Below are 12,703 nucleotides of genomic sequence, written 5' to 3'. Positions count from 1 at the left end.
TCCTTTTTAATTATATAAATGAAAGGTAAAGATGTTTGTATTTTATTATACCATAATAGTACAAAATACTCTAATACATAAGGTATCCATAGTTGTTACTAAAGGGTAGGTGGTAGCATAAGCTAGTGAACAAAGAAATTATTTGTTGTAAGTGTATTAAGTGTAAAAATTATAAGATGTTAATGTTATAATAAACTGGAGGAATTTTTATGGAAGAAAATTTAAACCCTAATATTGACCCACGTATAAAATTCAAATTGTTACCACCAGCTACTATTATTAAAAATTTTGTTGATGGAGAGCCCGACTGTAATTATGAGAACTATTTACTAGAGCTACTTAATAAGTCATCTCATTTTAAAGATAAAGGGAAATCTCCTTTCTCTAAACCGTTAAATGAAAATAATGGTCAATGTGATGCAATATCGAAAAATTATGAAATAGACTTTAAATTATTATCATCTAGCACTAGATTACAAGCTAGTCATTTGTTTTCTCCGAGCATTAGCAATTATGGCGATGGTATAATTGGTATTCATGAAAGTAAAAAGAAATTCGGTGAAGTAAAAGCTACTCAGATTCATGTTGCATTCCGAACAAGAGATATATCAGAGCTCACTCGATTAGGGGAAAACTTTTTAAATATTAGAAAGTATGGTATTGAAAGAGATATCATAAAAGTGTTGAAAATGCTTGAAAAACAGAAAAACCTTTTATTATTTTTTCCATATTCGTTTGAGCTGATTGATATACTTGAGACAGATAATCCGGATGATATTATTGTAAGCGCGTTAAATTATGATTTCCACTCACTATTTGAATACAGAAGTTTAAAAGCGAAGGGATTTGATACCTATTTTGTAACTATATTTCAAGATAGATTTTATATTTTTTCTATTCTGGACGACACCCTCTGTTTAATTGAGAAAGTAGATTGTATGTTACTGCCTACATTTATTAAATTAAAGAATTACCATCTATAAGGAGGACGAGTTATTGATCAATCCAGATTTTTACAAAAGACTAGCAAAGATATTCTGTGGAGATGAGACAGAGCTGTTTACTTATAAATCAGGGCCTCAGCTAGTTTCTTTTTTCAATACCCATTTCCATACTCAAGATAGTTATGGTCAGGGTTTTCCTACAAGATGGATATATGTAAATGACAAGCTGTTGGACTTTTCATCTAGAGGCATTATCAATTCATTTTTCAACCTTATACTCAGCAAACAATATCTTTTAACAGAGCGTCAGATAAGTGAAGTGGATGCTATAGAGCATCAGCAGAAAATAATAAATGAATTAGATAAAATTTGTTCTGTTTATTCTTTAAAACTGTCAAGAAAGGGAAATGAATTTTATTTAGTAGAAATTGATTTAGATTTAGTTGAGATTGGAAAGGGTGGCTTTGCTGATATTTATTTCCAAAAATCTACAGGATTAGTGGTAAAAAAACTAAATGAGGAATCTGTGAGACGCCAATCGTTGAGAAGTAGGTTAAAAAGAGAGTATGAAATAACTAAGTCTTGTTCGGATATTGAGAGTATTATTCGAGTGTTTGATTTCGATAGTAGTAATTGTTCATACACAATGGAAAAAGCCGATTATACATTGGAAAATTATATTGAAGGAAGTGAGCTGACAGAGGATTCTAAGCTCAATATATTACGTCAAATACTTTATACTATGTCTCTTGTCCATCAAAGAGATGTTCTACATAGGGACTTGAGTCCGACTAATGTTTTCTTCGTGAATGGGATAATTAAGATTGCTGATTTTGGCTTAGGAAAAAACCTAAAAACTCTGACTTCTCATCAAACAATGGACACTACTTCCTTTGGTCAACTATTTTATTGCGCACCTGAGCAACTATCTCTTTTAAAAGATGCAGATAAACGAAGTGATGTGTATTCACTGGGACGTATTGTTAATTTTGTTATGACTAAAAATTCTAATATTTTTTCACACTCACTTCGTTCTGTTAGTGAAAAAGCTACGAATTTAGAACCTGATTATAGGTATCAAGACGCTACTGAAATGTTAAATGCATTAAACGCATGGCTGAGTATTAGAAGCAACGAGACTTTTAAGAAAACAATCTGGGAAAAAATTGACCACGGTGTTTTTGATGAAGACATAGAAAACTATATTTATGAAATGTCAGCAAGAGAGTTATGTCAAACATGTATCAAAAAGGATAATATTTTTATTGAAAGCTTAATGGTCTTTATGAAAATAGATGATACACACGCGATTTATATCATTCAAACGATTCATTCTAACTACGAACAATATTTGAAACGATTTGAATATGCAGACCCTTTTGCTAGCCTTTCTTTTAGAGTTTTAAAAGGACAATTTTCATTCAATGTTAAAGAAGTGGCTGCTCAGATTCTACACTATATAGCCTATGTAGTTGAGCGCTTTTCTGCTCAGCATATGATAGAGTACTTGATTGAAAATGGAATTGAACCAATGATTGAATCCATATTAGAAAGATAGATTAGGAGGAAATCTAATGACAAATGATGAGTATTTCAATGAAATAGAGACATATTTCAATAAATTAAGAGAATATCGTGAAAAATCAAAGACAATAGCTGAAGGTATTATTGGTGAAAATCTTACTGAGGATGATATTTTTTTTCTTTCAGCACTCAACAGACGAGTTCAACTTATTGATGGAATAATAGACTTACTAAGAATGAGAAATCTGACTTGTGTAGGAATTTTAGTACGAACACAACTTGATAATCTTATGAGAGTCTTCGCAGCTTTTATATCAAAGGATAGAAGAGCCTTTATTAAAGAGAGTTTAAATGGCAAAACTATTAGAAATATGAGAGATAATCAAAACAGAAAGATGACTGATTTCAATCTTAAGAAGAGAATTTCGGAGTATTATCCTGAGATTGAAGAAATATACAATAAATCATCTGGCTATGTTCATTTGTCTGAAGTCGCATTTCATGAAGCCTTTTGGTCCGAACATTCTGAACAAGTAGGAAAAATTAAATTTTCAGTTGGATTGCCCCCAAGAGAAAAACTAAATCCTACTTTAATTGAATGTGCTGAGATATTTTGTTATTTTACTGAGATTGAATATGAACTTTTCCAAATTGTTGTTGACTCAAAAAAAATTTTTGACAACAAATACAAATGCCTTTAAAATTGGTAAAAACTGTATTGAACTTAATTAATAAATTTTAATGAAATAGAAAAATCAATAATAGGAGTAAATAATGTATGACAATAGAAAATAACGATTTAGAAATCACATTGGAATCATTTATTCATAACAAATATGGTAGTAAGTTGAACATTGGTAGTTGGAATTATGAATTTAAAAATTTGAAAATGAAGAAAATCACAAAAGGTCAATATTACACGTTCTCAAATGGTGTAAAAGAGGATTGTCAAGTTGTTAAAACACCTCTATTTCGTGACAATCCAATAATGTGGAAGGTTATACTTAGAAAAAAACCAAACGCTAACTATTTCGTATCTAGCCTAAATATTGTGAATCATAATATTACTGGGAGTAATAATACTGAAATAAATTCTACTTCAGAAGAGATCATTAAGGACAAAGGGCATTTTATTGCCGATTCATTTGATAAATTCCTACTTACAGAGAATGAACTTAAGGAAAATAGATTCAAAGTTCAACAATTTTTTGGTCTAGGGAATAAAAGCAACGTCTCACCTCAAGATTATAGAGCAAATAGAAATTCTAAAGCATATACTGGACAATTGAAATTTGAACAAAAAATCTTAAATTTCTTAAACAAAAGTACTAATATGGATGATGAAATATACTATGAAATAGAAGAAATCAAGTTTAATCAAAACGTATTCGGTCGGAGAATATTCATAAAATGGCCTTCTGAAAATCCTGATTTTACTCATGTTTTTATTCCAGAATGCCGTAAATAGATGTTATTATTAAACATATCAATAAAAAAAGAAATTTTACAACTTTGTGTTTGGATATATTAAAAAGCTAATACTATTTTGATAATTGAGAGGAATTAAACAATGAAATATACAAAGGAAATAGATAGTTTAAAAGATTACATAGATTTTATTATAGAATATAGTTTAGAATCTAATACGGAACTCTGGTATAGAGGGCATCGAGATGACTCTTGGTCCTTAAGACCTAATATTTTTAGGAATCAAATTTTAGATATGCCTGCTGATAATAAGGTTCACCCAATTAAGTATAAAAATTTTATAAATTTTAAAGATGAGATTATAGAATTTAGAAATCAATTTAAACATAAAAAAAATTATAACTCTGATTTCAATTTATTCCATTATACATTCATTGGTCAACATCATGGTTTACAAACACCTGCACTAGACTGGTCTACAGATCCTCTTGTAGCTTTATATTTTGCTTTGGATAACTATAAATATGTTGAAGATGGCCCATTTCCAGTCATTTATGTTTTACATCCTAATAAGTTAAATGAATATTCAAGGGTGGTTTCGAATGAGATTCATATTACAGAACCTCTAATTGTTGATGAACTAAATGATGAGTGTTTTACAGAGTGGTTTGAGGATTTAAATAATACCCCCTTCAATCTTAGCCCACTTGCGGTCAAAAGTAATCTGGATTTGCAGTGTCAAAGAATTTCTAGACAATCTGGTGTATTTACGCTTCATGAAGCTAGACACTTGAAATCTCCCGATTGGTTTGCTAGAATTCCGGATTTTGGTATAGCACTTAAAATCAATCCCCAAAAAGCTGTAGAAATAAGAAAACATCTAAATTCATTAAACATTAATAAAGCTACAATTTATGGAACTGGAGTTGATAGTAAAGAGTTATCACAGATAGCAGAAGAAATTGCCAATAAAACTGACAAAATATAGGTTGGTTTTAACATTTAAACAAAATTTCTAGCATTTTTTTATAAGAAATTATCTAAATAATAGATTGAATAAATTTTATAATATAGAAAACGCCCTAGACAATATGACTAGAGCGTTTTCTATATATCCGAACATCTAATTTATTTCACAAAAAATGTAGTCATTCGGTTAATTTTTAGTGCAATACATTGAATTTTGAAAATTCAAGAATTGCTTTAAAGCAGGGGGTTTTAAACACCTAATAATATACGTTTCTTTTATTTTACTTTCTGCCTGACCTTATTTCATTATGAGATTTATTATCTACACTATTTGACTTTTTCTTTTGTCAACCAATATGTGATTCCTGCTGATGAAATTGCTGACAAAATAATCGCTAAAATAACCCATACTCTGTTATTATCCACTGAAATTGGCGCTTCATATGTTTCTTTTTTAGTTTCAATTGGATTAGATAAAAAATTCATCACATTTTGATTGGTCGTTCCACCATCACGAATATTCTTCATAACAGTTTTAAAGGACTCTGCGTAGTCTCTATTCCCTTGAATAACTTCTGCTTCATTAGATATCAAATCATTCGTAGTTGAAATAGTCTTATCAACATTACCTTTAATAGTCTGAACTTGGTCAACAAATTGAGTAAACTGATCCTTCATAGTTCCAACCGCCTCATGATTTTGACTAGTTTCTTTTGATCCATTAGAAGTTGTAGACACTAATGATTCAATTGAACTATATAAGCGATTTGATGACTCACTATCATTTATTAATGTTCCGCTATTAGCATCTGAAGCTGTACCCGTCACTTCCAATTGTTTCGCTTTCGTTTCCTTCCACTTATCGTACTCGGTTGATAAGGTCTTAATCGAATTGTTATACCAATCAGCTAAGTTTGTAATTTGATTTTTGAAATAATCATTTGGTAACTCAGATTCAGCCAATTCAGGCAATGTGTCACTTGATTTTTCTAATGACTCCAAAGAGTTTTGAATTTGTTCCAACAAAGCTATACCTGACTCTTTAAACTTAGCAACTTGATCTTCTGACAACTGAGCCGCTATATCATCACGACTGATATTACCATACATATTGTAAACAGAATCTGGTGATAAGGCAGAAAAATTAATAGAGGAACTACTTGGACTTCCATAAATTGCTTGAATCATACCAGTTGTACGATCGATTTTACTTAATTTATCAAAAATATGTTTTAAATCTTTTTTCACTAAAACATCTGACTCTTCTTTATCACTACGATAAATAGTTTTCTTGATAGGAATTGTAGTTTCACCAATGTGTACTTCAAATGAAATTTCATTTTTCCCATAATGTGGTTCTAAAGTATATTCAACCGTCATAGTATAAGGCTTATCATCTGTTATAGTTTGCTCTCCTCCAACTAAGGTAGCATCTCCTGTAACATAAACTTTAGCTTTAGGAGATAAATATTTTGTCCCTTCAGAACTGGTAGAAACTCCGCTACCCTCAACTACCGTTGATGATTCAGGCGAACTACTTGATGGTTTTGTCACAGATGCCTCGACAGTTTTAGACTCAGCTTGGGGTAATTTAACTGTCAATTCCATCGTTTCTGTTACTTTATCGAGCTTATCATTTTCAATCGATAAAAATTCAAAAACAGGTAATCCACTTATAGAAGTAGCCTTCTTATCAAATTTAGTATAATTCTTAAGTAAATCTATTTTTTCATTATATTCTTTAACTTGATCAGCTGTTAGAACATTGAGTTTCTCCAATTTACTAAATAAAGTTTGGTAATCAGTTGGTTCAATACTAATATCTGTTAGATTTGAACGAATTAAAGTTTGATAAGTTTCAGGCAAGTGATTTTCAGTAATCAAACTTTTATTAATCTGATCTACAAGTGTTGCTTTAGCATCCGAAGTAAGGTCCGATTTTAAATCAACATCTTCTTTACCAAAATAAAAGAGTGATATTTTCTTTTTCTCTGCTTCTAATTCTGTTTTGAGATGTTCAAATTCAGTTTTTCTATCTTTTGTTTTACCTTGATAATCAACAATAACCTTATGATAATCAGCTACTAAATTTTCTAGTTTAGCTTGTTCAGATTTTTCCTCAGCTGTACTATTTCCAAATCGATACAATGATTTAAGCATCGAATCATTTAAACCATCTATAATTTTAGAATTTTCTTCATGCTGTTCTTTCAATGTGTTATTGGTTGTTAAGACATTCTTCTCAAATATACCCTTCTGAAAATCAAAATAAGTTTTAACTTCCGTAAGTTGTTTGTCTAAGCCTATCCCTGTATTATTTAAAAGACTAACAACAGAATCAGAAAAAGCCTTTTGAGAATCTTCATAAGACGAATTCATTTTCTGTAGATTTGAAGCCAAGTCCAAAGTGCTTAACATAGACTGACTTGCTTCGTTTGACGGGCCATAGATATATTGAGAAATTTTTGTATGCGTGCCAGATTGTTCATTTACAATATTATCAACATTTCTTTTAGCATCATCTAAATTGTTGATAACACTTGAAAAATACATTTTTATAACATTTTGGTTAATAGTATTAAGGTGCTCACCTACTCGTAGCTCAACATTCTTAGATTTAACTGGATCTAAATTTGATTTAGTTTTATAAGTTATCTTTGCTCTATCAGGATTAAAACTTTCCAGTTGAGCTATTTTTTCTGAAAACTGTTGTTCGATATAAACAATTACATCAACCGATCCATTTTCAAATCGATTTTCAGCAACATTACGAGTCATGACAGTCCATTGATTTGTACTATCTTTTGATAATAAGGTTGTGAAATCGTTTCCTAAGTTATAGGCGTTACCATTTAATGTCCCTCCAGCATCTTCATTTACCAGAGCAATATTCAATTTACGATCATTAACCTTATTTGTTACAGAAATTTCTTGATTCTTTAAATAAATAAATGTCGCCCCTGAACCAACCAACAAAGTTACAAAAACACTACTACCTATAATTATTTTTTTCATAACAAACCTCTCTCATTTATCTCTTTATTATACCACGAATACTAGAGTCCAGCAAGGAATACTTATAATCTTTACTCTATGAATAACACTTAGCAATTCGTAACTTGCTTATGTACTGACTTGTATACTAAATTTCTAGTCGTTTCATTTTCTCACCATATAGAAAATCCTAGAATGAAATTCTAGGATTTGTATGTCATTTTTTGAAGTCTTCTATGGTGAAATGGTCATAAGTGATTTTTGAGACTTCCTCATCATAACGACTCAAAAAGTCTTGAAATCTACGATCGATGTAACCAAAGAATAGAACTTCATCTATATCCTCTTTGTTAAAGAAGATAATGTTTTGATTAATAAGCCCTATTGGGAGACTGACAGCTCCAAAGTCAAAATAACCTTGCTTGCCGTCTTTTTCGGTAACTGGACAATGATTAACAATCATGACAGGTTCTACACCTTCTCTCACTCGAACAACACTCCCAATCGGTAAAGCTGTACGTTCTGACATCACTTTTCTCCTTCTAAATATTTCTTCGCTTCCTGAACATAAAAGAGTTCTGGATTTTCATGGACGATGCTTTCAAACAAACTGCGAGCACGAGCTTCATCTCCTTTTAATTGGGCATTGAGAGCTCCGTAATAAGAGAACATGATTCGAGCTAACTTATTTTCTGGTTCAGTGGTATCGAAGTAGTCGTTCACTTCTTGATTAAACACAATGTCTTTTATGGCTTGAGCTTGAGCAACCAGTTTAGCCTTACCACCTTTCGAATCTGGCGCCTTGGACAATTGTTCCTCAAAGAAAGCAATATCTTGTGCATCTTGAAGATGAATGGAAACTAGCAATTGATTGGAGCTTGTTCTTAGAAATAAGTCTCCCCTGAATCTCTTCCAAATTTTTTTAAAATTAATCTTTGCTAGATTTTCTTTTGCAGACTGAAAATCTCCTTTTAGGAAACTGACTTGCCCCTTAACAAAATGGAAATTTTCTTGGTACGTTGCTTTATAGGGTTTGATAGATTTCTCTGCTTCAACCTGGAACATAGTCTCATACAGTTCAAGATTGATAGCTTCATGTAACATTAAATAGATTACTCTATTGGAAATAAATCGTAAATATATGACTAAAATAAGAGCAACCCACATTAATGATATAAATATTATCGCCCATATTTTTGTATCATTTTTAGTATTTAAGCATAATGCTAACACTCCTACAACTAATCCTAGAATTGAAGTAAGTTGACTAATAGTCTCTATTTGTAAAAGAGTGTTTTCTGTCGCCCTACTTACTATTTTTTTTACTAATTTCATATGTTACTCCCCTTTATCATTGTATAATGCTACCCCAATCAAAACACTAACAGCTGTTGCAAAAAATCCAGCAACACCTAGCGCCGAGCCTACAACTGGAGCTGCTACTATACAAAGTCCTACTGCAGCTAAAACAAACGCAGACTCAACCGGATGCTCTGCGACATAGTCAAATGTCCTTTGGAGATGATCCACACTTCTCACCCCTGTTTCAGTGGTCGTTTTAACTGTTCCGTAGTCTTGTTTGACCTGATTATGCTCTTTCACATAAGTCACGCGGTAGCCATCTTCTGACTTGGTACCAACCTCAAGAGAGCGATTCTTATAACCAAAGCCAATGGAAAGGTTGGGTGCGAGTCTCCCGTACTTCGAACTAATCTGGTCTGCTAGACTGAACTCACTCGTTATAGAATAGTCCTTTAACCCTATCTTCGTCTTATAATTGGCCTTTTCATCTAGAAAATCTGTACTCAGCCCTCCAACGCTATACTCTCCTTCTTGACTTAACTTACCATCTTTATATTTAGTGTTAAAAGTGATGGCACTTTCCCCTTTAAAATGCCCTTTTATCTGGATTTTGCTCTTAAGGTAGTGTTGACCATCGTCATATACTGTTATCTCCTTCTCAAACGTAACTTCATTCCCTTTCAAGAAATCAATCAGTTCCTGAGGTTTCTTACCGCCATTTCCATGGGAGGCAAGAGAGATCGTACGACCCAAGGTCTGTAGTTCCTGCCCACTCATTTGGCTCAAGTCAAAGGCCGTTTCTGGATTATAATGTCGAATATAATGGATTAGTTCTTCGTGTAGAGTTTTAGAATTCTCGATCTGTTGATCCCGTAACTTCGTGTCCTTAAAAATTGCAAGGGCTTCCACATTGTGATAAGGGTCTGTCATACCAACAGCTTTCCGAGACCGACTCAAACCACTTGCGATTGTGGAGAGGGTAGTGGTCACGCCGCTCCCCAACAGTTCACCATTAAATGATTCCATCCGACTTTCAGTTGTACGAAGAGATTGCAGGGCTTCTTCCTTATAGCTTTTGATATCTGCGGAAGAAGGATTGCTGATGCCAACCATACCCCCAATAGCAGAGTAAGCTATTGTCAGGTCTGGATATTTATGTTTACATCAGTGGGTATTCTACCTAATCTTCATTATAACATTTTCTCACCATATAGAAAATCCTAGAATGAAATTCTAGGATTTGTATGTCATTTTTTGAAGTCTTCTATGGTGAAATGGTCATAGCTGATTTTTGAGACTTCCTCATCATAACGACTCAAAAAGTCTTGAAATCTACGATCGATGTAACCAAAGAATAGAACTTCATCTATATCCTCTTTGTTAAAGAAGATAATGTTTTGATTAATGAGTCCTAGCGGAAGACTGACAGCTCCAAAGTCAAAATAACCTTGCTTGCCGTCCTTTTCAGTAACTGGACAATGATTAACAATCATGACAGGCTCTACACCTTCTCTCACTCGAACAACACTTCCAATCGGTAAAGCCGTACGTTCTGACATCAGTTTTCTCCTTCTAAATATTTCTGCGCTTCCTGAACATAGAAAAGCTCTGGATTTTCATGGGCGATACTTTCAAACAAATTACGGGCACGATCCTCATCTCCTTTTAGCTGAGCATTAAGGGCTCCGTAATAAGAGAACATGATTCGGGCTAGCTTATTTTCAGGTTCTGTGGTATCGAAGTAGTCGTTTGATATTTTATTACAATAGATGTCAACAATAGCCTTTAAACTCAAAATTTCTTCCTGATATTTTAAAATTTGCGATTGAACATTACTTGTTAGCCCTTCAATTTCTATCATCAATTCTCTCAATTCTAAACAATCATTCAAATGAACCAAGTTTAGGATGCTATAATACTTGATATTAAATACATAGTACAGATTTTTGGATTTTTTTAGATTACTATTTTTTATTTTATTCAGCAATTCTAAACTATCTTGGAAGTGTCCTCTATAAAAGGATACTCTTGCATTTGCCAAATATTTTGGAAGAACTTGAACATTTCTATTTAAAGAATTTTCCTCAGCTCTAGCAACTATTTCTTGATACTTTGCTAAATTGATATCTTGAGATAAAATATCAATTAAAGCCTTATCAAGTAATAGTTTAGATAGAAGAATAAACAATATAACAAAGACAAGAAATATTGATAATACCTTTGTGTAAGTGGTCGATGAATGGTTAAAAATATAGACATAAACAATTACTGTTGAAAACACTAAAAAATACAGCAAATATTTAAATATAATTTTAAGAAAAATTAATTCTATTTTATCAGCTGACCATGTTCTAATAATTTCTATAGCTCTTTTCATATAACACTCCATAACTAGCTATTAAATAACGCCGTAATCCCTACAAATAATGCAACTACAGCAGTTGCTACCTCACCAACCCCAGTAGAAAAAGCAAGAATTGTCCCAACTGTTACAAGAGTAAGTCCAATCGTTTCAACTGGATGCTCTACAACCCAATTAAAAGCACTACCAACTACCTCACCAGTTGTATTAAAAGTTTGAGTGAGATGATCCACCGTTCTCACCCCTGTTTCAGTGGTTGTTTTAACTGTTCCGTAGTCTTGTTTGACCTGGTTATGTTCTTTTACATAGGAAACACGATAACCATTCTCTGACTTGGTCCCAACCTCAAGAGAGCGATTCTTATAGCCAAAGCCAATGGAAAGGTTGGGTGTGAGTCTCCCGTACTTCGAACTAATCTGGTCTGCTAAACTGAACTCACCCGTTATAGAATAGTCCTTTAGCCCTATCTTCGTCTTATAATTGGCCTTTTCATCTAGAAAATCTGTACTCAAACCTCCTACGCTATACTCTCCTTCTTGACTTAACTTACCATCTTTATATTTAGTGTTAAAAGTGATGGCACTTTCCCCTTTGAAGTGACCTTTTATCTGGATTTTGCTCTTAAGGTAGTGCTGACCATCGTCATATACTGTGATCTCCTTCTCAAACGTAACTTCATTCCCTTTCAAGAAATCAATCAGTTCCTGAGGTTTCTTACCGCCATTCCCATGGGAGGCAAGAGAGATCGTACGACCCAAGGTCTGTAGTTCCTGCTCACTCATTTGGCTCAAGTCAAAGGCCGTTTCTGGATTATAATGTCGAATATAATGGATTAGTTCTTCGTGCAGAGTTTTAGAATTCTCGATCTGTTGATCCCGTAACTTCGTGTCCTTAAAAATTGCAAGAGCTTCCACATTGTGATAAGGGTCTGTCATACCAACAGCTTTGCGAGACCGACTCAAACCACTTGCGATTGTGGAGAGAGTAGTGGTCACACCGCTCCCCAACAGTTCACCATTAAATGATTCCATCCGACTTTCAGTTGTACGAAGAGATTGCAGGGCTTCTTCCTTCTGGCTTTTGATATCTGCTGTAGAAGGATTGCTGATGCCCACCATACCTCCAATTGCAGAGTAGGCTATTGTCAGGTCTGGATGGGCAAATTTCACCAGTGACTATT

Annotated in this window: 12 protein-coding genes; 5 read left to right on the top strand and 7 right to left on the bottom strand. The window is 33.0% G+C overall.

Annotation, left to right across the window (positions count from 1 at the left end):
• Nucleotides 1-209: 209 nt before the first annotated feature.
• From K1I61_RS06565 to K1I61_RS06545, 5 genes are all read left to right on the top strand, one after another.
• On the top strand, nt 210-983 hold the full coding sequence (locus tag K1I61_RS06565; protein WP_223333949.1) for a hypothetical protein: 774 nt from the start codon (nt 210-212) through the stop codon (nt 981-983).
• Between the two features lie 13 nt (nt 984-996).
• Nucleotides 997-2,502, top strand: coding sequence for a serine/threonine-protein kinase (locus K1I61_RS06560; protein ID WP_223333951.1), 1,506 nt, complete (start codon nt 997-999; stop codon nt 2,500-2,502).
• Between the two features lie 16 nt (nt 2,503-2,518).
• Nucleotides 2,519-3,169: a hypothetical protein gene (locus K1I61_RS06555; RefSeq protein WP_223333953.1), complete on the top strand. Its 651-nt coding sequence runs from the start codon at nt 2,519-2,521 to the stop codon at nt 3,167-3,169.
• A gap of 77 nt (nt 3,170-3,246) precedes the next feature.
• Nucleotides 3,247-3,936, top strand: a complete 690-nt coding sequence (locus K1I61_RS06550; RefSeq protein ID WP_223333955.1) for a hypothetical protein — start codon at nt 3,247-3,249, stop codon at nt 3,934-3,936.
• Between the two features lie 102 nt (nt 3,937-4,038).
• A complete protein-coding gene (locus tag K1I61_RS06545) occupies nt 4,039-4,884 on the top strand; it encodes an FRG domain-containing protein (RefSeq protein ID WP_223333957.1) in 846 nt (281 codons plus the stop codon).
• A 308-nt stretch (nt 4,885-5,192) separates the two neighbouring features.
• Here the strand turns inward: K1I61_RS06545 and esaA are convergent, their stop codons facing one another.
• The 7 genes from esaA to K1I61_RS06510 form a co-directional block, all read right to left on the bottom strand.
• A complete protein-coding gene (esaA, locus tag K1I61_RS06540; RefSeq protein ID WP_223333959.1) occupies nt 5,193-7,880 on the bottom strand; it encodes a type VII secretion protein EsaA in 2,688 nt (895 codons plus the stop codon).
• Between the two features lie 196 nt (nt 7,881-8,076).
• On the bottom strand, nt 8,077-8,388 hold the full coding sequence (locus tag K1I61_RS06535) for a DUF4176 domain-containing protein (protein ID WP_223333961.1): 312 nt from the start codon (nt 8,386-8,388) through the stop codon (nt 8,077-8,079).
• Nucleotides 8,388-9,194 (bottom strand): hypothetical protein, encoded by an 807-nt coding sequence (locus tag K1I61_RS06530; RefSeq protein WP_223333964.1) that lies wholly within the window; start codon nt 9,192-9,194, stop codon nt 8,388-8,390. Before K1I61_RS06530 ends, K1I61_RS06535 begins: the two co-directional genes overlap by 1 nt.
• Nucleotides 9,195-9,197: 3 nt before the next feature.
• Nucleotides 9,198-10,274 carry a hypothetical protein gene (locus K1I61_RS06525; protein WP_223333966.1) on the bottom strand — a complete coding sequence of 359 codons (1,077 nt, stop codon included), beginning with the start codon at nt 10,272-10,274 and terminating at the stop codon, nt 9,198-9,200.
• 134 nt (nt 10,275-10,408) lie between these two features.
• Complete coding sequence (locus tag K1I61_RS06520; protein ID WP_125841265.1) at nt 10,409-10,720, bottom strand: DUF4176 domain-containing protein; 312 nt, start codon at nt 10,718-10,720, stop codon at nt 10,409-10,411.
• Nucleotides 10,720-11,538: a hypothetical protein gene (locus K1I61_RS06515; RefSeq protein WP_223333969.1), complete on the bottom strand. Its 819-nt coding sequence runs from the start codon at nt 11,536-11,538 to the stop codon at nt 10,720-10,722. The genes K1I61_RS06520 and K1I61_RS06515 overlap by 1 nt, the downstream gene beginning before the upstream one ends.
• Before the next feature lie 14 nt (nt 11,539-11,552).
• A complete protein-coding gene (locus tag K1I61_RS06510) occupies nt 11,553-12,692 on the bottom strand; it encodes a hypothetical protein (RefSeq protein WP_223333970.1) in 1,140 nt (379 codons plus the stop codon).
• Nucleotides 12,693-12,703 lie beyond the last annotated feature (11 nt).

This window comes from Streptococcus infantis, assembly GCF_019929665.1.
GTDB classification, from domain to species: Bacteria; Bacillota; Bacilli; order Lactobacillales; family Streptococcaceae; genus Streptococcus; species Streptococcus infantis_H.
Note: the sequence above shows the minus strand (reverse complement) of the source record. Positions and strands in the feature narration are given on the sequence as shown.